Here is a 24,782-nt window from a genome sequence, read left to right as displayed (position 1 = left end):
CCAAGTATCGTACAGTGAGCTAGGGCCTGGGGTGGGTCCAGTAACGGAACGGTCCGCAGGACCTCCGTTACATGGAAGGCATCGGCGAATTGTCTCGGGAACTTGAGGCAAGACGTCACACAGTTTCGGAAGGTGGGGGGCGTGGTCGTTCTTGATGAGGTCTCGACGCTTCCGCGTCGGACCGATCGGGTGTTGCGTACAACGCGGAGCCGGCGTGCCGTCCGGGACCGGCTCAGCTTCCTGCGTCGCTATGGCCGGGTGCTTGCCGTAGCGGAAGGGGTCATCGCGGCTCTTGCGGTTCTCGTGTATTCATCCGGGTACGCCGGCCGGGTCGATCGAGCAGCCTGGCTCCAGGTCGTCGCGCTTGGCTTGGGCTGGCCGGCGACCTTGGCGTTGCTGCGCGCGTACGAACCCCGCTTTCTCGGGCTGGGGTCTGAGGAGTATCGCCGCGTCGTGCATGCGGGACTCGGCCTCACCGCGTGCATTGCGACCGCCGGGTATGCGACGTCCTCGCTCGGCGGCCGCGGCGTCGCTCTCTTTGCCGTGCCCGGCGCGATGACCGCGACCCTCGTGACGCGTTACGGTGCGCGAAAGTGGCTGCATTTCCAGCGACGGCAAGGCCGCCACCTGCAACGGGTGCTGATTGTCGGACACGATGCGACTGCGGCTGAGCTTGCGGAGGCGATGCGGCGGGAAGCGTACGCGGGTCTCTTCGTCGTCGGTGCCTGCGTTCCCGGTGGGAAGGCCGGTTCGCACCATCGGCTGGACGCCGCCGGTGTACCGGTCATCGACGATCTGGAGTCGGTGACGCGGGCGGTCGTCGCGGTAGACGCCGCGGCCGTCGCCGTCCTGCCGTGCCCGGAATTGTGCGGACCCAAGCTCCGAAAACTCGGATGGGATCTCGAAGCGGCAGGAGTCGATCTCATCGTCGCTCCCACCATCGTGGATGTCACGGGTCCACGCATTCACATCCGGCCGCTCGCGGGCTTGCCGCTCCTGCACGTGGAAGCCCCCGAATTTCACGGATTCCGCCGTGTCTTGAAAGAAGCGTTCGACCGGTTCGCGGCGGCGATCGCCCTTATCGTTCTCAGCCCGCTTCTCCTCGCCGTCGCGATTGCGGTGGTTGCAACGAGCGACGGCGGTGCATTCTTCTGCCAGCAGCGGGTCGGCAAGGGCGGCAAGTCTTTCCGGATGTACAAATTCCGGTCCATGTACGCCGACGCTGAGCACCGGCTCACCGAGTTGCTGGACAAGAACAAGCATGGTGCTACTGGTGTGCTGTTCAAACTCGTCGACGATCCGCGGGTGACGCCGGTCGGCCGATTCCTCCGGCGGTATTCCCTCGATGAATTGCCGCAATTGGTCAACGTTCTTCTCGGTCATATGTCGCTCGTCGGTCCTCGGCCGCCGTTGGCCCGCGAAGTCGCCATGTATGGGCCGGAAGCGAAACGCCGCCTCCTCGTCAAGCCGGGCCTCACCGGGCTCTGGCAAATCAGCGGCCGGTCTGACCTCGATTGGCAGACCTCCGTGCGGCTTGACCTCTGGTACGTCGAGAACTGGTCCTTCTGGTTGGATCTCATGATTTTGTGGAAGACCGCCTTTGCTGTCGTCCGTGGGTCCGGTGCGTATTGACGGCGGAGCTTGGGACGTCCGATAGGCGGGATGCCATGAAGCACACGGGCGGTGCGACCATCACCGGTCTGAACGCCTCGGACTCGGCGGCGCTCATACCGGTGATGAAGCCGTGGCTCGATGAGGCCGAGGCGCAGGCGGCCGCTGAGGTGGTCCTCTCCGGCTGGGTGGCGCAGGGCCCGCGTGTTGCAGAGTTTGAACGCGCGGTCGCCCGACGGCTCGGGGCCGAGCACGGCATTGCGGTGTCATCCTGCACGACAGGCTTGCACCTTGCGTTGCTGGCGGCAGGAGTCGGCCCCGGTGACGACGTCATCGTTCCCTCGTTATCCTTTATCGCCACGGCAAATGCCGTCCGGTATTGCGGTGCGACACCAGTGTTCGCCGACGTCGATCCGGGCACGTTGAATCTCACGCCTCAGACCATCGAGAGCGCCTGGACACCGCGGACTGTTGCCGTCCTTCTTGTCCACCAGGCGGGAACACCGGCGGACGTCGACGCTGTCGCCGCGTTATGTGCCACGCGAGGAGCCGTCCTCATTGAAGATGCCGCCTGTGCCATCGGTTCGACGTACCGCGGGCGGCCGATCGGAGCGCATTCCGATCTCGCCGTACTCTCGTTTCATCCGCGGAAGATTATTACGACCGGCGAAGGGGGCATGATTCTCACCAGCCGTGAGGATTTCGCCGTCCGCCTACGGCGTCTCCGTGAACACGCGATGAGTGTCTCGGCCGCGCAGCGCCATGAGCTCCGCCGGCCCGTCCTGGAACGTTATCTCGAGCTCGGCTACAACTACCGGATGACCGACGTCCAAGCCGCTATCGGGCTCGCGCAACTTGAAAAGCTCGACGCCATCGTGGCACGCCGCCGTGAACGTGCCAGCCGTTACATTGCCGCCTTCGCCGACATGCCGGGTCTCCAAACCGTGGCCGACCCGCCATATGGCACGACGAACTTTCAGTCATTCTGGATTCTGCCCGACGGGCGTTACCACATTTCGCAGGAGGAATTTCTGAGCCGACTGCTCGATGCCGGCATATCTGCACGCCGAGGCATCATGGCGGCGCATCGTGAACCGGCGTATGCGGGAATGGCGTCGCGCGCCCTACCCGTGACCGACACCGTGACGACACGTTCCATCATCCTTCCGCTGTTTCACGCGATGACGGACGGTGAGCAGGAGCGGGTCATCACCGCCGTCCGCGACGTTCTCCGAGAGGCATGCCGATGACGAGAGAACCACTGGGCGTCGCCGTCGTCGGAGCCGGGTACTGGGGTCCCAATCTGGTGCGTAACGTTCTCGCGAGTCCGGAATTCCGCCTTCGCTGGGTCTGCGACGTCGACGTCGACCGAGCGCGCCGGGTGGCCGGCCGGTTCTCCGACACCCTGGTGACGGACAATCTCGAGGACGTGCTGACGGATCCGCAGACCGACGCCGTCATCGTCGCGACGCCCGTTGCCACGCATTTCCCGATTGCGGCGGCGGCGCTGCGGGCGGGGAAACACGTACTGGTGGAGAAACCGCTGGCCGCCAGTTATGACGACGCGGCCATTCTCGTCGCCATGGCGATCGAGCGCGGGCTCGTGCTGATGTGCGATCACACGTACTGCTACACGCCGGCGGTCCGCAAGATGCGGGACATTATCGCAAGCGGGACCCTTGGCGCTGTCCAGTATCTCGACTCCGTGCGGATAAACCTTGGTCTTGTGCAGCGTGACGTCGACGTCATTTGGGATCTCGCGCCGCACGACTTGTCCATTATGGATTTCGTTTTCCCTGCGGAGGTTCGTCCGATCTCGGTGGCGGTGCACGGCGCCGATCCCATTGGCGCGGGGCGGGCGTGTCTGGCGTATCTCAGTCTCGCCCTGCCGGGCGGCGGCCTCGCGCACATCCATGTGAACTGGCTCAGTCCGGTGAAAATCCGGACCATGCTGATCGGCGGGTCGCGACGGATTCTGCTCTGGGACGACCTCAATCCGGTGACCCGTATTGCCCTCTTCGACCGCGGCGTCGACCTTCGCGCCACGACCGAACTGGACGGGGATCAGCGACGCGACGCATTGGTTTCCTACCGGGCGGGAGACATGGTGGCACCTGCGCTGGTGGAACGGGAAGCACTGGGTGAAGTGGTCAGCGAATTTGCAGCCGCGATCCGGGAGGGACGCCCGGCGCTGACGGACGGTATGAGTGGACTGCGGATCCTCGACATTCTCGAGGCGGCGTCGCGCAGCCTGGAACGCGGTGGAGCGCCGGTTGCGCTGCGGGACGGGCGGACTCGGGAGCCGGTGCCGGCTGGAGCGGCAGGAGCCGCCGAAGCGGAGGATTCCGGGGATGTATCGCGGCCGAGCGCAGACCCGGCGGCATACGGTGGTAGGGAGCGCCTGTTGTGATTGCTGATGTTGACGCGTTGCGCGGTTGTCGGGCCTTGGTGACGGGCGGTGCTGGAACGATCGGCTCGACCATCGTGGACCAGCTCATAGCGGCCGGTGCGTCGCGGGTCGTGGTGCTGGACAATTTCGTCCGCGGTCGTCGGGAGAATCTCGTCGCCGCATGCGCGTCCGGCCGGGTTGAGGTCATCGAGGGCGATATTCGGGATCCGGCGGTGGTCCGCGACGCCGTCGCCGGGACGGACCTTGTCTTTCACCAAGCGGCGATTCGTATCACGCAGTGTGCGGAAGAACCACGGCTTGCGTTCGATGTGCTGGCGACGGGGACGTTCAATGTCGTCGAGGCCGCCGTTGCAGCCGGGGTTGACAAGGTCGTCGCCGCGTCGTCGGCTTCGGTGTACGGGCTGGCGGAGAGTTTCCCAACGGAAGAAACGCACCATCCGTACCACAACCGAACGCTGTACGGCGCCATCAAGACCTTCAACGAGGGGCTGCTACGCAGCTTCAACGACATGTACGGGCTCAAGTATGTCGCGCTGCGGTATTTCAACGTGTACGGCCCGCGCATGGACGCCTTCGGCGTCTATACGGAAGTACTGATCCGTTGGGCGAAACGCATCGCCGCCGGTGAGCCGCCCATCATCGAAGGCGACGGATTGCAGACCATGGACTTCGTGCACGTCGCGGATGTGGCGCGGGCGAACCTTCTTGCTGCTGCGGCTCCGGTGAGCGACGAAGTGATTAATGTCGCCTCCGGAACGGAAACCAGTCTGCGCGAGCTGGCCGATGCCCTTCTCGCAGCGATGGGCAGCGATCTGCGTCCGGAATTCGCCCCGGCACGGCGGGTCAACAACGTCACCCGGCGGTTGGCGAGCACGCGCAAGGCGAAGGAATTGCTCGGCTTTGAGGCCCGCATCAGCCTCGCTGACGGTTTGCACGACTTGGTGCGGTGGCTCCAGGCCGAGGGTGTCATTCCGGTGAGGGTCGCATGACCCGGCCGCTCGTCATTGCCGGCTCCGGTGGGCTCGCCCGCGAGGCGGTCCAGGCGGTGCATGCCGTGAACGCCGAGCGCGCGACGTGGCAGCTCCTCGGCTTTCTCGACGATGACGCAACCCGCCACGGTACGGTGATCGACGGGGTGCCGGTCCTCGGACCGATCACCGCCGACAGCATCCCGGAAACGGCCCAGGTGCTTCTCGCGACCGGCCGGCCTAGTGACTTCTCCAGCCGTTACCGGCTTGCCCGTCGCCTCTCCTTGCCGGCGGAACGGTACGCGACGGTCGTGCATCCCAGCGCCTGCTTGGCCGCCGACACGGTTCTTGGTGCTGGATGCCTCGTCCTGGCGGGTGTCGTCGCCACGGCGGCGGTCCGCCTCGGCGCACACGTCGCCGTCATGCCGCGTGCGGTTTTCACGCACGACGACGTCGTCGCGGATTTCGCCACGATTTGCGCCGGCGCGACGTTCGGCGGCTCGGTGCAGATTGACACCGGCGCTTACGTCGGCGCTGGCGCGCTGGTTCGGGAAAACCTGCGGATCGGCGCGTGGGCGCTGGTCGGGATGGGGTCAGTGGTTACGGTGGACGTCCCTGCCGGCGAGATCTGGTATGGCACGCCGGCCCGGCGCGCCGGTTTCACCACTCCGCTCGGTGTCGAACTCGTAAGGACGGGGTGAACATGCCGATTCCGCTCGTCGACCTTACGTGGCAGCACAGTGTCATCGAGCCGCAGGTTTTGCCGACGCTGCTCGATGTCATGCGGCGCGGCGCTTTTATCGGAGGTGCCGCCGTCGAGGAATTCGAAGCGGACTTTGCCCGCTACTGCGAGGTGACGCATTGCGTCGGAGTGGCCAACGGTACCGACGCGATCGAAATCGCTCTCCGCGCTCTGCATATCGGACCCGGCGATGAGGTCATCGTGCCGACCAACACTTTCGTCGCCACGGTGGAAGCCGTCCTGCGCGCGGGTGCGATTCCCCGGCTTGTCGATTGCGACGACGAGTACCTGCTCATCGACCCACGCGGGGTGGAAGCGGCAATCTCGCCGCGTACCAGGGCGGTCATTGCCGTGCACTTGTACGGCCAGGTCGCTCCGATGCGCGACCTGGCGAAGATTGCGGAGAAACACAATCTCGCTCTCATCGAAGACGCCGCCCAGTGCCAAGGCGCCCGACTGGACGGCCGCCGTGCCGGCGGTCTTGGGCATATCGCCGCGACCAGCTTCTATCCAGGGAAGAATCTCGGAGCCTACGGCGACGGGGGAGCCGTTCTCACTGATGACGAGGGGCTCGCCCGATACGCGCGCCGGCTCGCCAATCACGGAAGCGCGCGGAAGTACCACCATCCGGATATCGGGTTCAATTCCCGATTGGACGCCCTGCAGGCGGTGATACTCCGCGAAAAATTGCGCCGGCTTGACGACTGGAACGCCCTGCGTCAAGAGATCGCGGTATACTACAGCGAGCGGCTCGCTGAGATCGACGAGGTGCGGGTGCCGACGGTCCGCCCGGGCAATGAACACGTGTGGCACCTGTACGTCATCCGAATTCCGCGCCGTGACTCCGTCCTTGCGGCGTTGAACCGAGCCGGTATCGGTGCCGCGGTGCATTACCCGATACCAGTGCACCTGCAACCCGGGTATGTGGGATTGGGCTATCGTGCGGGTGACTTTCCTGTCGCGGAGCGGGCGGCGACGCAGATTCTCTCCCTTCCGATCTTTCCGGGCATGACGACGTCGCAGTGTGACGTGGTCATCGACACTCTTCGCGAGGCGTTGACCGTCGGTGAGACATCACCCGGCGATGGCTCGCCGTTGGCTCACGAGACAGGAGCGGTTCGATGATGGCGCGGATAACGACGAGGTCGCTGCACGTGGCGCGGGTGTTCGCGGCGGCTGCTTTGGCAGCAGGAGGACTGCTCGCTGCACAGCCGGCGGCTTCCGCCGCGACATCGCCGTGCGGACCGGGGAGCAACCCGATCGTCTGCGAGAACTCCAAACCGGGGACCCCGGAGAGCGTCTGGGACGTGACCGGCGTCGGCGATCCGACCATCCAGGGTTTCGCCACCGACATGAGCGTGAACATCGGCCAGACCGAGTACTTCAAAATTTCGACCGACGCGTCCGCATACACGATCGACATTTACCGCCTGGGCTGGTATGGCGGCGACGGAGCGCGCAAGATTGCGAGCATCACGCCGTCGGCGGCCTTGCCGCAGAATCAGCCGGCCTGCATCACCGATCCGGCCACCCAGTTGGTCGACTGCGGAGACTGGGCCGTCTCGGCCTCCTGGACGGTACCAACCACGGCCGTCTCCGGGGTGTACCTGGCGGTTCTCACCCGGACCGACACCGGCGGGCAGAGTCAGATTCCCTTTGTCGTCCGCGACGACTCGAGCCACTCCGACATCGTCTTCCAGACGTCGGACACCACCTGGGAGGCGTACAACACCTACGGCGGTGCGGACTTCTACACCGGGAGCAACGGCCGGGCATACAAGATCAGCTACAATCGGCCGTTCTCGACGCGGGGCGACAACGACGGCCGTGATTACTTGTTCAGCAACGAATATCCGATGATCCGCTTCCTGGAGCGGAATGGATACGACGTCAGTTACATTTCCGGCGTTGACACTGCGCGCAACGGCAGCCTGCTCCTCAACCATCGCATCTTCTTATCGGTCGGACATGACGAGTACTGGTCGGGCGAACAGCGTGCGAACGTCGAAGCGGCCCGCGACGCCGGCGTCAATCTCGCCTTCTTCAGCGGCAACGAAATTTATTGGAAGACTCGGTGGGAACCCAGCGTTGACGGCTCGAACACGCCGTACCGCACGCTGGTCAGTTACAAGGAGACCTGGGCGAACGGGCCCATCGACCCGTTGGAACCGACGACGACCACCGCCACCTGGCGGGACCCGCGTTTTGGCCCACCGATCAATCCGCAAGGTGACGGGTATCACCCGGAAAATGCGTTGAGCGGCACCATGTACATGTCGAATACCGGCGGCTTCGCCATTCAGGTGCCGTACCCGTACAGCAGGGATCGCATCTGGCGGAACACGTCGGTGGCCAGCCTTGGTCCCGGTCAGACCGCGACCTTGGCGCCCAACACCCTCGGATACGAATTCGACTCCGATGTCGACAACGGCTTCCGACCCGCCGGCCTCATCGACTTGTCATCAACCGTCGAGTCCGTCCCACAGAAAATGATTGACTACGGAAACACCGTGGCGCAGGGCACGGTCACCCACAGTCTCACCTTGTATCGGGCACCGAGCGGGGCGCTCGTTTTCGGCGCCGGCACGGTGCAGTGGGCGTGGGGACTTGACGACGATCACGATGGTACGACGTCGCCTGCCGACCCGCGCATGCAGCAGGCCACAGTGAACCTTTTCGCGGACATGGGCGTACAACCTCAGACGCTGATGAGCGGACTGGTGCCGGCGTCGCCATCCACGGACACCACGCCGCCGACGGTGACGATTTCGTCGCCGACGTCGTCGAGCACCCTGACGGTCGCCAGCCCCGTGACGATTTCCGGAACGGCAAGTGACGTTGGTGGAGTGGTCGCCGGGGTCGAGGTGTCGGTGGACGGCGGGCAAACGTGGCACCCCGCGACAGGAACGACGTCCTGGCAGTACACGTGGACGCCGACGACATCGGGGCAGGTGACGCTCGCGGTTCGGGCAACCGATGACTCGGTGAATACGTCCTCGCCGGTGACAGAAATCGTCACCGTCGCGCCCCGCGGCTGCCCGTGCACGATCTGGCCAACATCGTCGGCGCCGCCGCCACCCCCGCAGATAACGGCGTCCAGCGGCGAGGGTGCGGGATCGCCGGACTATTCCGAAAGCGACCCGTCGTCCGTCGAGGTCGGGGTCAAATTCCAGCCGACGGAGGACGGTTACGTGACCGGCGTGCGGTTCTACAAGCTGTCGACCAACACGGGAACGCATGTCGGGAGCTTGTGGAGCAGCTCAGGCCAACTGCTGGCGACGGCGACGTTCACTAATGAAACCACGTCCGGCTGGCAGCAGGTCACTTTCGCCACGCCCATCGCGGTGAAAGCGGGGCAGACGTATATCGCCTCGTACCACGCGCCGAACGGTCACTACGCCGCGCAACCGTTCTACTTCGAGACGTCCGGCGTCACCAGCGAGCCGCTCGTTGCACCGAGCGGCCCCGCGATAGGCGGCAACGGGGTTTTCGCCTACGGCTCAGGCACGATTTTCCCGAACCAGTCATACGACAACACGAACTACTGGGTTGACGTGGTCTTCGTCACGCCGGACCACAGTGTCACGGTCTCGGCGGTGACTCCCGCCAACGGTGCGACCGGTGCCGCGACGACAAATCCGATCACCGCAACCTTCACCGGCGATGTCGACCCCGGTTCGGTCGTCTTCCAGGTAAGTCAGAATGGTCTGACCATCAACGGCACGACGTCGTATGACACCGCCAGCCGCACCGCGACCTTCACGCCAAGCACGCCCCTCGCCGCCGGCACGCCGTACACCGTCACGCTTGATGCACGCGCCGCGGCGAGCGGACTCCCGATCGCGCCCTACCAGTGGTCGTTCACCACGACAAATGCCGCGCCGTGCCCATGCTCGTTCTGGCCGTCGGCGGGTACGCCGTCGGCAGCCCCGGCTAACGACTCGTTGAGCGTCAATCTGGGCCTTCGCTTCACGCCGGCGGTCAACGGATATGTGACCGGGGTGAAGTTCTACAAGGGCGTGGGGAACGGCGGTACCCACGTGGGAAGCCTGTGGACCGCGGCCGGTCAGCTTCTCGCGGCGGCGACGTTCACCAACGAGACGACGACCGGTTGGCAACAGGTCAATTTCGCGACGCCGGTCGCGGTGAGTGCCGGGACGACGTACGTCGTCTCCTACCTGGCACCGCAAGGTCACTACACCGCGACCCCGAACTTCTTCACCGGTACGCTGACCGTGGGTCCGCTCACCGCCGCCGCGACCCCGGGGAACGGTGTATTCACGTATGCTGCGACGAACGCTTTTCCGTCCCAGTCCTATCAAGCGAGCAATTACTGGGTGGATCCGATTTTCACCAACGCGCAGCTGGCCCCGCAGGTTGTTGCGACGACTCCAGCCGCCGGCGCAACGAATGTGGACCCGACGGCGGAAATCACCATTACGTTTGACAAACCGGTCACCTCGCCGAGCGTGACCGTGGTGCTTGACGCGAGTGGAGCGCCGGTATCGGGCATCGTGACGTTGAGCACCGACGGCACCACCGTGACCTTCACGCCCAGCAGCGCGCTGCCCGCTGGCTCGGTAGTCGACGTCACCGTGCAGGCGACCGCCGCTGCGGATGGGGTGCCTTCCAACCCGTACGCGTGGTCGTTCACCACTGCCGGGACGGCGCCGACGTGCCCATGCGCCTTGTGGAGCGAGTCAGCGGCGCCGGCAGTTGCGGCTGTCGACGACGCCAGCAGTGTGGAACTCGGCGTGAAATTCACGACCAGCCGAGATGGCTACGTGTCCGCCATCAAGTTCTACAAGGGGAACGGGAACACGGGGACGCACGTCGGACATCTGTGGTCCGCTGACGGCACGTTGCTCGCGTCCGTCACCTTCACCAACGAAAGCGCGACCGGATGGCAGGTCGCCGTCTTCTCGTCGCCGGTGCCGGTAAAGGCCGGGCAAACCTATGTCGCCTCGTATTACGCGCCGAACGGGCATTACGCCGCAACGGGCGGGTACTTCAACGCCGCGTATTCGAACGGCCCGCTGACGGCGCCGAGCTCGGGCGGCAGCGGCGGCAACGGTGTCTTCCGTTACAGCACGGGCGGCGGATTCCCGTCGAGCAGCTACAACGCCACGAATTACTGGGTGGACGTCGTCTTCACACCGCCGACCAGCGGCGCAACCGTTGCAACGGTCAGCCCCGCCGCCGGGTCGACCGGCGCACCCACGACATCACCGGTGTCGCTGACGTTCAGCGGCGCGGTCGACCCGTCATCGGTGGCACTGACGGTCACCGACACCGGCATGGCCCTGACCGGCACGCTCACGTACGACGCGACCACCTACACGGCCACGTGGACACCGGCCGCGCCATTCAGCGCCGGTACCACGTACACCGTGAACGTGACGGCGGTGGATCCGTTCACCGGCCTCTCGATACCGCCCTACACGTGGTCGTTCACGACAGCGGGCGATCCAAGCGGTTGTCCATGCTCGCTCTGGTCCACCGCGCTGCAACCGAACGCCGGCGAGGCGAACGACCCGAACAGTGTTGTGGTCGGTGTGAAATTCACGCCAACTGCAGATGGGTACATCACCGGTATTCGCTTCTACAAATCAACGAACAATACCGGCGTGCACAGCGGAAGCCTGTGGACGGCAAGCGGTCAGCTGCTGGCGCGGGCGACCTTCGCGAACGAGTCTGCGACCGGCTGGCAGACCGTTACGTTCAGCACCCCGGTGGCGGTGACAGCCGGACAAACGTACGTCGCCTCGTATTTCGCGCCAAACGGCCACTACGTTGCGTCGCCGAATTACTTCGCGGCCGCACGCTCGGCGGGTCCGCTCGTCGCGCCGGCGTCAGCGGATGTCGGCGGTAACGGCGTCTACAGCTACAGTCCCGTCGATGCCTTCCCGACGAACACGTACAACGCGACGAATTACTGGGTGGACGTGCTTTACACGGCGTCACCGCCTCCGCCGCCGTCTGTGCCGTGTCCGTGCTCCATATGGTCAGCCGCCACCGTACCGGTCCAAGCGTCCGTCAACGAAGGCAGTTCCGTCGAGCTTGGGCTCCGCTTTGAAACCACCCAGGCCGGGTTCATCACGGGCATCCGGTTCTACAAGGGAGCCGGCAACGACGGAACGCACACGGGCAGTCTGTGGGATGCCGACGGGAACCTGCTTGCCACGGTGACGTTCACCAACGAGACGGCGAGCGGCTGGCAGGAGGCTGACTTCAGTGCGCCGGTGCCGGTTCAGCCGGGGGTGGTGTATGTCGCCTCGTACTACGCGCCGAACGGCCATTACGCAGCCGATCCGGGATATTTCACGAGCAACGGCGTCAGTTCGGGACCGCTCGTTGCGCTCTCGTCCCCGGCAGCGCAGGGCAACGGCGTCTACCGCTACGGAAGCGGTGGGGTCATGCCGACCGATTCATACAATGCGACCAACTACTGGGTCGATGTCGTCTTCACGTCCAACTGAGATTGCGGAGAGTACGGAGGTAGCGGCGCTCGGATGGCGAAGCTCGTTGACGTGCGAAGTCCAAGCACCCGCACCGTGAGCGGGACGCGGCGGCAGCGGACTGGTCTGCCGACTGTGACGGTATTGGTCCCCTGCTACAACTACGGCCGGTATCTCCCGCGCTGTGTGAAAAGCATCCTGAGTCAGGACGGCGTAGATGTCGATGTGCTCGTCATCGATGACGCGTCGACGGATGACAGTGCCGAGGTCGCCGAGCAACTCGCCAACTCCGACCCCCGAGTGCGCCTTATGCGACACGCTATCAATCTGGGGCACATCGCAACGTACAACGAAGGCATCAGCGTCTTGCGAGGAAAATACTTCGCACTTGTTTCCGCCGACGATTTTCTCGCTCCTGGCAGCCTTAGCCGAGCTGTAGACGTTCTGGAAAGCGACGACGGTATCGCGATGGTCTACGGACGGGTCGCCATTTGCCGCCACGTGGACCCGGACGATTGCGTGCACCGAGAGCGCCGATCACGGATTCGTGCGGTAACGATGGACGGCACCGCGTGGATCGAGAAGATCTGCCGCCTCGGCTGGGATCCGATCGCATCGCCGGAGGTCGTCGTCCGCTCGGAGGTTCAGCGACGCGTCGGTGGATACAGTGCACACCTGCCGCATAGTGCAGATTTTGAGATGTGGCTGCGGGTCGCCACACAGGGCAGCATTGTCCAATTGGTTGGACCCCCACAAGCCTATTATCGCGTGCATTCCGCCAGTATGGCGCGGACGACGTACGGCCAGAAGATCGCCGATCTCAGGCAGCGGCAGGCGGCGCTTGAGTCTTTTTTCGCCGCCTGGTCGGCGCGACCGCCCGAAAGTGACGAGTGGCACCGAGCGGCGCGCCGTCATCTGGCAAGCGTGGCGATCAGTCACGCCTGCGACATCATTGTTTTTGGTCTCCCGGAGGATGTTGACGAGTATCTTGCGTTTGTCATGAGTCTGGGCGTCGAATACACCACGCTGGCCGATTGGCGACGCTACCGCGCCCTGAGGCGTGATTCCGGTTCGCGCTCGGCCCGTGCGGCAGTGCGTGCCGGGTACGTGACTGCCCGGTGCCACCTTCGGAAGTGGTATCACGCGCTGGGGCGTCCTCTCGAGCGATGGCTATGAGCGCGTACGCGGTTCGAACCAACGGAGTTGGTCAGGCGGCACGTCTTGACGTGGCGGCTGTCTCATTCCGCGACGTGACCAAAGTGTATGCACCGCAACCGCGTTGGATGCGCCTGTTCTCGCGCACGCCCATTCGGGAGCCGGTCGCAGCGCTGCGCGGAGTCACGTTTGACGTCCGTTTCGGAGAGATACTCGCCGTCGTAGGTCCGAACGGCGCGGGCAAAACGACGATGTTCCGCATTGTCGTCGGCCTGACCACACCGACGTCGGGCAACGTGTCGGTCGCGGGTCTCGACACGCTGCGGGCGATTGACGATATCCGCCAACTTGTCGGTTGGATGTCCGCGGAGGAACGGAGCCTCCTCATGCGGGCGACCTGCCGGGAGAATTTGCAGCTTCACGGACGGCTTCAGGGGCTCCGACCTCCGTTGTTGCCGCGACGCATCGACACGGTGCTCGAAATGGTTGGTCTTGCCGCCCAGCGCGATGCGATCGCCGCCAGCCTTTCGGCCGGGATGAAGGCACGCCTGCGGCTCGCGCGCGCGCTGCTACCCTTGCCGCGGGTGCTGCTTCTCGACGAACCGACGGGCGCGCTTGATCCGCTGGCCGCAAAGAGCCTCCTCGACCTGGTGACGGAACTGGTCCGGCAGGAGAACCTGGCCGTGCTTCTCTCCTCCCATCGCCTGGAAGAGATTGATGCATTGCGCTCAAATGCCGTGCTCATGGATCGCGGCCGCATTCGCTTCTCCGGCAGCCTGGATGATCTCCGCGAGCGCATCGACGTCCCTACCGTGGAGATTCGTTTCGACCACGAGTCGACCGCGCGACAGGCCGAGAAGCAATTGATGGCGAGCGGCAACACGGTCGATCGTGACGGTAGGGACGTTTATGTCCGGCTTACCGTCCGGACTGCGGTCGGCGACGTGTTAGCGACTCTCGGGTCCCTTCTTCCGCGCGTTCACCGGATCGGTGAAGTCACCACTCCGCTGCGCGACGTTATTGCGAGTGCGTACGAGGATGACAACGATGAATCTCGTTGAGTACGAAGCGGATTCGACCTGGCGGAGCGCCGTGTCCCGTCGTACGACGGGTCAGAAACTCCGTGACCTCTTTGCCGCGTACCTGCGGTTGGACGTGATTGAAGAGATCATGTTTCCGGCGAGCAATGCGCTGGCGTATCTCGCGCTGGTGGTACCTGCCTTCATGTACTATTTCCAGTCGATCTTTTTGCATACCCGGTCCCAGTACATGTCCATTTTGATCGGAGTGGCGGTAGCGGCGGGCCTGCAGGAGGCCCTTACCGGCTTGACGACGCGACTCCAGTTTGCGCAGGAGCGGGGTGTCTTGGAGACGTACCTCATCGAGCCGATCTCCTGGCGGCTGATACCTCTTGGTATGAACGTGTGGAAGTCGTTCGTCGGAATCGTGATCACGCTCATCACCATCGCCATCGGCTGCGCCTTGGGGGGTCGAATTGACTTCTCCGGGCTGCCATTGTTCTTCGTGCTTCTGCTGCTCGGCGTCCTCGCGTCCAATGGCCTGGGATTGTTCGCTGCCAGCTTTCTTATCCTCTTCAAGCGGGGCTCGCCGGTAATGGCGGTGTACGGATTGCTGGGCGCATTGGTCGGCGGCTCACTCTTTTCGATCACAGTCTTGCCGCCGGCGATACGCTGGGCGAGTTACTTGGCGCCGCAAGCCTACGTGATCAGTGGAGCGCGTAGTCTACTGACCCCCCATGCCGGTGCCACGGCCATGCCGCTCTGGCTGCCCTTCGTCGTTCTCGGGCTTGCCTCGGTCCTGTCTATTATCACCGGGCTCTGGGTATTTGAGCGCGCTCTGCACCGCGCGCAAGTTATGGGCATTCTCGGAACGTAGCCGTGAGCAATCCAAACCTGAGGGGCGGACCTGCCGTTCCCGATTCGGCCCGTCCGGTGGTTCTTCTTGCTGCAAACAATTGGGATGACACGAAATTCGCTGATCGCCATCTTGCGGAGCGGTTGGCGGAGAAGACGTTTGTGCTCTACGTCGATCCGCCCATGTCGCGCTGGACGGTCCGCCGCAAGCCGCAATTGCAACCCGCTCTTGACAAGCCGCGCTTACGTCTTCTGTCTCCGAGTCTCGCGCGGCTCACCCCGGTCGTCACCCCCTTTCCCGAGCGTCCAGGCATAGTCCACCTGACCCGACTCCTTGTCACCCGGTGGATCCGCCAAGCGGTCCGTCGCCTGCACCTTGCGGGTCCCTACGTGATTCACACCAGCCCGCTTGGCCCCGCGCCACGTCAATTGCCGGGCATCGTACATGTCTACTGGGTGCAAGATGACTTTGTCGCCGGTGCCGAGCTCTTCGGCGTTTCGGCAAAGCGGATTCGAAAGGGCGAGCGGAGACTGCAGGAGCAGTGCGACGCCGTCATCGCCGCCACACCGGGTCTCTATGACACGTGGCGGACCCTCAAGCAAGAAACCGTATTGATTCCGAACGGATGCGACGCGAAGGCGTTTGCCGCGGTCGGGCGGATTGCCCCCGCCGAGGACGTTCGCCTGCGTCGCCCAATTGTCGGATATTCCGGCGGTCTCGGTGGCCGCGTCGATTACGACCTCCTCATCGCGATCGCGGAGGCCGGCTATTCACTCCTGCTCGTCGGGCCCCGTCACCGCGGAAGCCATGACGAGCGGTTCGACGCCCTGGTGGCTCGCCCGAACGTTCAATGGGTGGGGAACCAGCCGTTCGAGCGACTCCCGGCATATTTTGGCGCCATGGACGTTGGGATTCTGCCGTATGCGCCATCGGACTTCAATCAACAGAGTTTTCCCTTGAAGCTCCTTGAGTATCTAGCGGCCGGCCTTCCGGTTGTCAGCACGGATCTCTATCCGGTGCGATGGTTCGACCGCGAATTCGTCGCGATCGGGCGGGATCATGCTGAGTTTCTTGCGCGCGTTTCCGAAGTTCTCGCGGGCAGGGGCGACGTATCGGCAACCGAACGGCGCCGTGCGTTTGCCGCGCGGCACTCCTGGGAGGCGCGCGCCGCCGATGTGTTGAACTGCTGCGCCACTGCTGCGCAGACGCGTGCGCAGCGCGCAGCTAGTGCTCGCCCGCGGCTACCGACCTGACCGGGTACCCTCGGAGAGAGATGTCGTTCGTTGTCCAGGAGTCTGCCCTTGTCGCTCGGATCTGTCGTCGCCGTGATGGTGCGGCGTTGGTACTTGCTTCTCGCAGTGGTCGTCCTCGCCGCCGTCGGTGCGGTCGGCACCTACCGCCTTGTCTCCCCGCCGTATCGGATGACCGGGCAGGTCCTCCTGCTGCCGACCGCCCGGTCCGCGGCAATGGTCCTCGGAGTCGGCGGTGATGCCGCGAATCCGTACCTGGCGCTGACGCCCGGCCTGGCGCAGACCGGTCAGGTTATTGCCGTTGCGACGATGGATCAGCAGGTTGCCGCGCGTCTTGCGAGCCAAGGCTTTGTCGGCACCTATGTGCTGACGGAAATCACGGCGATTAATGCGCCGGTCGTAGCCGTTACGGTGACCGGTCCGACGCCTGCTGCGGCGGCAAAGGATCTTCGCCTCGTGATCGCCGAGTTCGAACGGCAGCTTCAGCAGGCACAACAGGCCGCGGGAGCCCCCTCGGGCACGCTCATCCGCGCGACTCTCCTGACGCAGGACACGACGGCGCATCCGGTCAACAAGAGCAGACTGCGGGACGGGATCGCCGTCGGCGCGGTGATCATCGTCTTAGGAGCGCTCTTCATCGCGTGGCTGGAGCGCCGATCCCGGTCCGCACGTCATCGAGGTGAGCACGCCGGTGAGGCAGAGCCCACACTCCCCGGCTTCGAGGGTGGCGTCGTTTCCGGGGAGGTCAGCGCCGGCGTCTCCCCTCGCGTCGGCTGACGCCATGATTGACGCCACGGCGACGCAGACCGGCGAGCGTCACGGAAAGGATCTTCTGCCGTGGCTGACGCTCCTCATCATTCTCGTCCTCGGCGTTCCCTCAGCCTTGATCGTAAAGCCGCTTGGTGCGCAGGGGACACCGGCCGATATTCTCGCGATCCTCTTTCTCATCTGGTGGCTGCTTTCGCGCATTCTCGCGCATACCAGACAGCGGCCGACTATCCCGCACCTCGTGCTGGCCGCCTTTGTCGCCGTCATGCTGCTGAGCTACGTGCACGGCATGCTCCGCCCAATTACCGGACTGGAGCTCAGCTCCGCGGACCGTGGACTCCTTGCACTCCTGGCGTGGTCAGGCATGCTTCTCGCCGTCGCCGACGGACTGCTTTCCCTCGAATCCCTGCAGCGCTTCTTGTTCCGGCTCGTCGCCGGGGGCGGCGTCGTGGCGTCGATAGGCATTCTTCAATTCTTCACCGGGGTCAATATTTCCGATATCGTACGCATCCCGGGTCTTGTCGCCAACCATCCCTTTGGTGAGGCAGGCGAGCGATCCCTATTCCGCCGGGTAACGGCGACAGCGCTCCACCCCATTGAGTTCGGCATCGTTCTTACACTGATTCTTCCGGTTGCGTTTCATTTCAGCATGTACGGCCGCACAGCGCGGGAGCGGCTGATTGCCCGGATCAGTACCGCCCTTATTCTCGTCGCGATGCCGATGACCGTGGCGCGTTCAGCGATCGTGGGCTTGGCCACCGTGCTGATTATTCTGTTTTTTTCCTGGCAGGCGCGGCAGAAGGTCATCGCGCTCATCATCGCGCCGATCGCCGGTGTCGGAATGAAGTTGGCCATTCCTGGGTTGCTCGGCACTATTCGATCGTTCTTTCTCCACGCCGGTCAGGATCCGAGCATCCAGAATCGCCTCGGCGACTATGCCGCGGCCGGGTATTACATATCGCGAGATCCGCTGATTGGACGCGGTTTCTTTACGTTCATACCAGAAATCTATCGTACGCTTGACAACCAGTACATGGGAACGCTGATTGAGGCGGGTTTCCTTGGGCTTGCCGCCCTGCTCAGCATCATGTTTTTTGGCGCGGTGACCGGAGTCCGGATACGCCGCAGCAGCGCCGACGCGGAAATCCGAAGCGTCGCCCTGTCACTGGTCAGTGCAATGATCGCAGCACTTGTGACGTTCTTTACCTTCGATGCCTTCGCGTTTCCCATGGTCACGGCTGTCCTCTTTCTCCTGCTGGGCGCGCTCGGCGCCCTGAGCCGTCTGGTGCCAAGTCCAATGACGGTGACTGCCGGCGTCGATGCACCGGACGCCGTCCCGCGCTCACCGTGGCCGCGCCACCGGCAGGTTCGGTACGCCAGGCGCTTACTGTTCGTCCCTCGCGTCGTGGCGGCCCGCATCGGCGCCGGCATCCTGGCGCTTCTGGCTTTTTTGGGCGGGGTTAACTGGATTCACCACGCGCCTGTCCGGTACAGTGCGACGGCGTCGCTTGTCTTGGCGGGTGGTCCGCCGACCGCAACGCTTGCGACGACACTGTTTGCGTCCCCCCGCTATCTCGGTGACTTCCCAACGATGCTTGCCGAATCGCTGACGTCACAGAGTCAGCGCAGCGCGCTGGTCGCATCCGGCCACCGTGGCGAATACGAGGTGGCTGTCGGCAACGGGAGTCTTGAGCCGGCGACCGACGTGACCGGTTCCGGCAATCTCATGCGTATCGGAGTGACGGCCGGCACGCCCGAGCAGGCGCTCGGGACGCTGACCGCCGTTGTTGACGCTGCGCATGCGACGCTGCGCGCATGGCAGCAGCGCTACGCGGTGGCGACAGACGCGCTTGTTCGGGTCCAAGCTCAGTATTTGCCGGTCAGTGCTGTCGCTGACGTACCGCATCGAAGTCGTGCGCTGGCCGTTATGGCGTTTCTCGTGTTCTGGGCATGGCTGACGCTTGACGGCTTCCTGCGGAGGCGGTACCGACCATACCGTCTGCCGGATACGCCGCGTATTTCCCGTGATGACATCGTCGCCCTGAGTGGTTGACGGTTAGCGTGTGGAATGTGAGAACAACGAAGGCGCGTCGCCATGCGCGCAGGGCCGGTGCCCTTGGTTGCGCACTTGTTCTTGTAGCGGTTGCGCCTGGATGCAGCGGTGCTCGCTCGTTGCCGGTTGGCCCGTCGCAGTCCGTCGCGGTATCCGCAATGAGCGACTTGCCGTTGCCGTCTTGGACGCCAAACGATTGCTGGCATCGCGCAGACTACTGCGGCATGCCTGGTCCGACAACGACGGGAGTCCGTCCGGGCACGCGACTGCGCCGCGTCGGATCCGTCACAATCACAACCGCGGGCTCCCGCCTCGCGGCACTGGAAATTGACGGAACGCTAACCATCAAGGCGTCCGGTGTCCGCGTGGAAGACTGTCTGATCCGCCCGCGTGGCAATGCCGTTGCGGTTTCTCTTCCATACACTGGAGTCTCTGGCGTCGAACTCGTGCATGTCGAAATCGACGGCGGGCGGCAGAATCCGTCGGTTGTCGGCATCGCTGGATCGGGATTCGTCGTGGATGCGGCTGACATTCATGGGACGGGCGACGCGATTGACGCCAGTTCAAACGTGGTTGTGCAGAATTCCTGGATTCACGATCTCGTAGCATGGGATGGTGATCATACGGACGGCATCCAGTCGAGCGGTGGCCGGAGTCTGCGCATCGTCAATAACACGATCGACGCTCTTGGCCCGGCAACAAATTCTGCGATACTCACCGGTGCGGATCTGGGACCTCTTGACCAGGTGATTATCGAACACAATTTGTTGCGAGGCGGGAATTACACGGTGTACGCCGGCACGGGAGGCCGCTTCGACTCGGGGTCGATCATAATCTCGGGAAATCGCTTTGGGTCGGGTTACCGTTACGGTCCATGTTCCCTGCGACCCGCCCGGGGTCGCACCATCCAGTCGTCCGGCAACGTCGACGACGCAACCGGGGCGCCGCTGCGCTGTTAGGTTCTGTCTCCGCTCTCAGGCGCCCTTGCGTTTTCCGCTGTACTGACCACACGGAAAATGCCGTCCGGCTGGGCGTACCGGGCGCCCTTGCGCTCTCTGCTGTGCTGCGCTGTAAAGCGCCGGTCTCTCCGGCCCACCTGTTTGCGTGTCAGGCGTTACGCCCTTTTGGATCAGCATCCAGGCTTGACGTCACAACTTGCTCCGAGTTGTCCTAGTTGGTACGCTCTTGCAAACGCACGTCACAAATACACAACGATCAAATAACGTTTCGATCATTGGGCGCGCTGCCTGGGGGTGGATGATCAACGACGTACTGAGCAGACGGGGAGGCCCTCATGGCACGTCGTCACTACCGCGCCAAGCACCGGCGTCCGCGCCAGGTCCCCGCACGTCTTCTCGCACTGTTCGTCGTCTTAGTCCTCGGTGCCTCGGGTAGCGCGGCGGCATCGATTGCTCCGCAAACCTCCGCTGCCGAACGTCACAGCGGCTGGTTCGACCTGCGTCCGTTTCCGCGGCACCTCACCACCCATCCGCACGGTTATCGGTGGTCGGCGCCATCGGCCACGAGCAGGGCATCCTCGGCGGGCTCAACGGCTGGAGCGCCGTCGAGCCCGTCGCCGTCCTTGGTTCACGGCCGAGCGACAAGCACGCAGCCGGTCACGCGTGGGGACGCACGGCCACCGCTGTCGCCGGCGCCGCCGACGAGCGCCCCGGGCGCGACCGCCGGCAATGGCGATTCGCCAATCGGTTCCCCGACCACCGGAGACTCCCCGCTGCGCAACTGCCTACCGCATCCCTCGGCCTGCGGATACCCCGACGGCACGAACACCGGTGTGCCACCCGGTACGGCGCTGCGCGTCTCCGGATCTTTGACCCTTTCGACTCCTGGTCAAGTTGTCACGGGGTTGGACGTCCGCGGCAGTATCGTCGTCACCGCGTCCAATGTGGTGATCAAAAACAGCCGGGTGCGCGACGTCGACAACGATGCAGCGATCATCGTGCGGGGCAATGTGCACGGAGTGATCATTTCACACGTCGAGATCGACGGCGGGAAGCAGACTCCATCGGTCGTGGGCATCAGCGGTTCCGGTTTCACCGCTGATGCGGTGAATATTCATGGAACCGCCGATGGGATCGATGCCGGAGACAATGTGGTCGTCCAGAACTCCTGGATTCACGATCTATGGGTGGCACCCGGCGACCACACGGATGGCGTACAGACTGCCGGCGGCAGCAACCTCCTCATCGTCCATGACACCATAGACGCCACCGGTGCCCCAACGAATTCAGCCGTCATCATGGGCGCGGATCTCGGAGATCTCTCCAACACCCAGCTTCGTGATTGCCTGCTGGACGGCGGAACCTACACCGTCTACGCCGGGGCCGACCCAGGCAATTCCTCCGGCATCATCACGATCGCGAATAATCGCTACGGTGATCACGCTCAGTATGGACCGAATTCCTTCCGCGCGTCGCCCGACGGAGCGATCGTCTTCACGGGGAACGTGTGGGACGCGTCCGGCGCCCCGTTGCGTGAATAACCACGCCACCAGCCTCTGCCCCGCGCGCCGCAAGCGGAGATCAACAGCGGATCCGCTGCAGTCGTGATCACTGTTTCACGGCGCGGGTGGGCAACGGGATCGAGCGCTGAGCTTTCAGCGATCGATTTGGACGTTCGGCGTGTTCGGCTCTTGCCTCTGCGGTCGGGAGCGATCGGAGCATGCCGGTCGGGTGATTTGCCCTAAGGCCGCACGTGTCACGCACCGCTCATCCGGCTTGGGCTATTCGGGTGACGTTCGACTCACACGTGCCTCCGCAGCGGAGAACCGCGTAATGGGGCATTACGCCGAAAGGGTTCACTTCGTCAAGCCAAATGGAGGCACGACCGACTCAGAACGGTGACAACACCGAGCCCCCGATGGAGTCACCGTGTATAACGTTCTGCCTGCTAGAGGACGTCGCCGTACTTTTACCCTTACCGTGCTGATCGCGGTTGCTGTTGCCGCTGGAGGAACGACGATCGGCCTCCAGGCCGCGAATGGCTCGACCCAGCTCGCATCGACGACGCAGAGCGTGTTCAGCACGACGACGCAGCCGGTCCAGGCTGCGGAGCAGGACGCGCAAGCTGTCGAGCTGGGCGCTGTCTTTCACGTCACGGTGCCCGGAAATGTCGTCGGCATCCGCTACTACAAGAGCGCGCAGAATACGGGAACGCACACCGCCGCTCTGTGGACCTCCTCGGGTACGTTGCTGACTCGGGCGACATTCAGTAACGAGACATTGCAAGGTTGGCAGACGGTCACGTTCGCGAAACCTGTCTCAGTCAAACCGGGTCGCAATTACGTCGCCGGTTACCACACGAACAGTGGTTACTACGCGCAGCAGCAGTACGCGTTCTCCAACGGCAAGACCCTCGGCGACGGCATTGTCATCGAGACCAAGGGCGTCTACCGATACGGGCCTGAAGGATTCCCGACCCAGTCGTGGCACGACTCGAGCTACTACGTGGATGTCATCTTTGCTCCGGCTGCACCCTCGTCGCCGACGCCGAGCGCGAGCTCGTCCCTGACAACGCAGAAGGCTTCGGGTGCAGGGAGTTCCGGGACACCGACCGCGACTCCGTCGATCTCGTCCGGCTCCGGGTCCGGTCCATCGGTTGCACCGACGAGCGGGCCGACGACCAGCGCACCAGTGCCGACGAACTCCGCGCTTCCAACGGCGTCCCCGTCATCTCCGGCGACTGGCGGCACCCTCGGCGCGCCTACCTCTCCGAGCGCAAGCTTCACGCCCAGCTCACCGCCGGCGTCCTCAAACCTCATCACGCCGTCGCCCAGCAGCAGCCCGTCGGCAAGCACCCCGACGATGTCCAACTGCTGGTCACGTCCGAGCGCCTGTGGCTTCCCCGACGCCACAAATACCGGTGTGCAACCGGGTGTTGCCTTGACCTCGTCCGGCGGGGTCACCATCACGCAGGATGGAGCGGTGGTCCAGAACCTGCTCATCACCGGAGAGCTTGACGTCTTCGCCAATAATGTCACCGTGCGCAACGTCAAAATTGTTGCCACCGGCGGCTATCACGCGCTGTACACCGGCTGGAATTACCACGGCATCATCATCGATCACGTTGAGATCGACGGCCGTCATCTCAATCCCAGTGTTCCTGGTCTGGTTGGCAGCGGATTTACTGCGACGGCGCTGAATATCCATGGAACCGGTGACGCGATAGACGTCGGTGACAACGTGACCGTGCGGGATTCGTGGCTTCACGACCTGACGGTCAATAGCGGTGATCACACCGACGGCGTTCAGTCAACGGGGAGCGACAACGTCCTCATCACCCACTGCACCATTGACGCGACCCTACCGAACGGCGGTGTGGCAAACAGCGCACTCATCATCGGTGCAGACCTCTCCAACATGGGTACCGTGAATGTCACCAACAGCCTTCTCGGCGGCGGCAACTACACCATCTACGCCGGTGCCGATCCCGGCTACGACTCGGGTGTCATCAATTTCACCGGAAATAGATTCGCGCGCAATGCACGCTACGGCCCGTGCTCCTTCGGCCCGTCACCCGGACGGACGATCGGCTTCACGAACAACGTCTGGGATGCGGACGGAACACCCCTGGTCTGCACGTCATGAGGTGCTGTCGGCGGGTGATGAGTCCCTCGCTGTCGTCGGTGCCGGTGCGTCGTCCGCCGCAGTGGAGCTGGTCTGAATTCCGTCGTGAGCCGACACCGCGGCATCGCCGGACGTCTCGCTGTGTAGCGTCGTGGCATTCGTCGGCGATGTCACAGGCTGCGGCGCGTCGCCGCGAGGATCTGCTTCCTTCGCGGCGCCTGTCTCGGAGACGACTGTCTCATCGGTCGCGCAAAGCGTGTCCCGGTAGCGGCGATAACTGGACACTGCGAGACCAATCAGATAACTGACGAGAAAGACGCCAAGAAATACCTCGATGGCGCGCTGAATGGCGTCCCGCCGGCTGATTTCCGGCACCGGGGTCTCCGCAATCACGGTGTATTCGAAACGCTGCGCAGCCGGCGAGCCGCTCTCGTTCTGCACGAGCACCAACTCATGCTGGGCTTCGGCGATCACTGTCCGGAGAGTTGCGACAACGACGTTCCGATCGCGACCGCGAACCGTAATGTGCAGGAGCGGTTCATTGAGATTCTGCTCGATCTCCAGCGTGAAAGCTGCCAACTGGCCATGTCGCTGCATGTTGCGGATGCTGGCATCCGCCAAGATACGCCGCGCGACCACCTCGGAGACCGCATACTGCCCGCGCCCCACGTTCACATAGGGATTTGGCGCTTGCGGGTTGGCGGTGAAGAGAATGGCCCGTTCCTCGAAGGGCTTCGGCGAGACGAGGTACGTGACCGCACCGAGCACCAGCGCGCTGAGGCAGGCTACCGTTATGGGATAGCACACGACCCGGGACATCCGGCGCCAGAACCGGGCGGTTGTCACGGTATGCGGCTTTTGGGTGCGCCGGACCCGTCCTAGCACGGCCAGGCGGCGGGGTGGTCGCAT

General features: G+C 64.0%; 17 protein-coding genes. 16 read left to right on the top strand and 1 reads right to left on the bottom strand.

The window, feature by feature from the left end:
* The first annotated feature begins 141 nt into the window (after nt 1-141).
* The 16 genes from ACEL_RS10015 to ACEL_RS11680 all read left to right on the top strand — a co-directional run bounded on the left by ACEL_RS10015 (nt 142) and on the right by ACEL_RS11680 (nt 23,894).
* Nucleotides 142-1,632 carry a sugar transferase gene (locus ACEL_RS10015; RefSeq protein WP_011720774.1) on the top strand — a complete coding sequence of 497 codons (1,491 nt, stop codon included), beginning with the start codon at nt 142-144 and terminating at the stop codon, nt 1,630-1,632.
* Between the two features lie 35 nt (nt 1,633-1,667).
* A complete protein-coding gene (locus tag ACEL_RS10010) occupies nt 1,668-2,861 on the top strand; it encodes a DegT/DnrJ/EryC1/StrS family aminotransferase (RefSeq protein ID WP_011720773.1) in 1,194 nt (397 codons plus the stop codon).
* Entirely contained in the window at nt 2,858-4,021 is a 1,164-nt protein-coding gene (locus ACEL_RS10005) for a Gfo/Idh/MocA family protein (protein WP_011720772.1), read from the top strand. The genes ACEL_RS10010 and ACEL_RS10005 overlap by 4 nt, the downstream gene beginning before the upstream one ends.
* 17 nt (nt 4,022-4,038) lie before the next feature.
* Nucleotides 4,039-5,010 carry an SDR family NAD(P)-dependent oxidoreductase gene (locus ACEL_RS10000; protein WP_041835750.1) on the top strand — a complete coding sequence of 324 codons (972 nt, stop codon included), beginning with the start codon at nt 4,039-4,041 and terminating at the stop codon, nt 5,008-5,010.
* On the top strand, nt 5,007-5,690 hold the full coding sequence (locus ACEL_RS09995) for an acetyltransferase (RefSeq protein WP_011720770.1): 684 nt from the start codon (nt 5,007-5,009) through the stop codon (nt 5,688-5,690). The genes ACEL_RS10000 and ACEL_RS09995 overlap by 4 nt, the downstream gene beginning before the upstream one ends.
* Nucleotides 5,691-5,692: 2 nt before the next feature.
* On the top strand, nt 5,693-6,856 hold the full coding sequence (locus ACEL_RS09990) for a DegT/DnrJ/EryC1/StrS family aminotransferase (protein ID WP_011720769.1): 1,164 nt from the start codon (nt 5,693-5,695) through the stop codon (nt 6,854-6,856).
* Nucleotides 6,853-12,210, top strand: coding sequence for a DUF4082 domain-containing protein (locus tag ACEL_RS09985; protein ID WP_011720768.1), 5,358 nt, complete (start codon nt 6,853-6,855; stop codon nt 12,208-12,210). The genes ACEL_RS09990 and ACEL_RS09985 overlap by 4 nt, the downstream gene beginning before the upstream one ends.
* A gap of 75 nt (nt 12,211-12,285) precedes the next feature.
* Nucleotides 12,286-13,365, top strand: coding sequence for a glycosyltransferase family 2 protein (locus ACEL_RS11690; protein WP_169303213.1), 1,080 nt, complete (start codon nt 12,286-12,288; stop codon nt 13,363-13,365).
* Nucleotides 13,366-13,415: 50 nt separating this feature from the next.
* Nucleotides 13,416-14,405 carry an ABC transporter ATP-binding protein gene (locus ACEL_RS09970; RefSeq protein ID WP_193138730.1) on the top strand — a complete coding sequence of 330 codons (990 nt, stop codon included), beginning with the start codon at nt 13,416-13,418 and terminating at the stop codon, nt 14,403-14,405.
* Complete coding sequence (locus ACEL_RS09965) at nt 14,392-15,240, top strand: ABC transporter permease (protein ID WP_011720765.1); 849 nt, start codon at nt 14,392-14,394, stop codon at nt 15,238-15,240. Before ACEL_RS09970 ends, ACEL_RS09965 begins: the two co-directional genes overlap by 14 nt.
* Before the next feature lie 2 nt (nt 15,241-15,242).
* The gene (locus ACEL_RS09960) at nt 15,243-16,472 is read left to right on the top strand and encodes a glycosyltransferase (RefSeq protein ID WP_011720764.1); all 1,230 of its coding nucleotides are present in this window, start codon (nt 15,243-15,245) and stop codon (nt 16,470-16,472) included.
* 48 nt (nt 16,473-16,520) lie between these two features.
* Nucleotides 16,521-17,246 (top strand): hypothetical protein, encoded by a 726-nt coding sequence (locus ACEL_RS09955; RefSeq protein WP_011720763.1) that lies wholly within the window; start codon nt 16,521-16,523, stop codon nt 17,244-17,246.
* Nucleotides 17,247-17,250: 4 nt separating this feature from the next.
* Nucleotides 17,251-19,290, top strand: coding sequence for an O-antigen ligase family protein (locus ACEL_RS09950; RefSeq protein WP_011720762.1), 2,040 nt, complete (start codon nt 17,251-17,253; stop codon nt 19,288-19,290).
* Nucleotides 19,291-19,655: 365 nt separating this feature from the next.
* The gene (locus ACEL_RS09945) at nt 19,656-20,249 is read left to right on the top strand and encodes a right-handed parallel beta-helix repeat-containing protein (RefSeq protein WP_193138729.1); all 594 of its coding nucleotides are present in this window, start codon (nt 19,656-19,658) and stop codon (nt 20,247-20,249) included.
* Between the two features lie 869 nt (nt 20,250-21,118).
* Nucleotides 21,119-21,790 (top strand): polysaccharide lyase domain-containing protein, encoded by a 672-nt coding sequence (locus tag ACEL_RS12180; RefSeq protein WP_238378035.1) that lies wholly within the window; start codon nt 21,119-21,121, stop codon nt 21,788-21,790.
* 388 nt (nt 21,791-22,178) lie between these two features.
* Complete coding sequence (locus ACEL_RS11680) at nt 22,179-23,894, top strand: DUF4082 domain-containing protein (RefSeq protein WP_083760578.1); 1,716 nt, start codon at nt 22,179-22,181, stop codon at nt 23,892-23,894.
* On the opposite strand, the gene ACEL_RS09925 is transcribed toward ACEL_RS11680, so the two are convergent.
* Complete coding sequence (locus ACEL_RS09925; protein WP_148204606.1) at nt 23,889-24,719, bottom strand: hypothetical protein; 831 nt, start codon at nt 24,717-24,719, stop codon at nt 23,889-23,891. The two genes, ACEL_RS11680 and ACEL_RS09925, sit on opposite strands and share 6 nt — an antisense overlap.
* Nucleotides 24,720-24,782: the final 63 nt, after the last annotated feature.

This window comes from Acidothermus cellulolyticus 11B (assembly GCF_000015025.1).
Lineage (GTDB): Bacteria > Actinomycetota > Actinomycetes > Acidothermales > Acidothermaceae > Acidothermus > Acidothermus cellulolyticus.
Note: the sequence above shows the minus strand (reverse complement) of the source record. Positions and strands in the feature narration are given on the sequence as shown.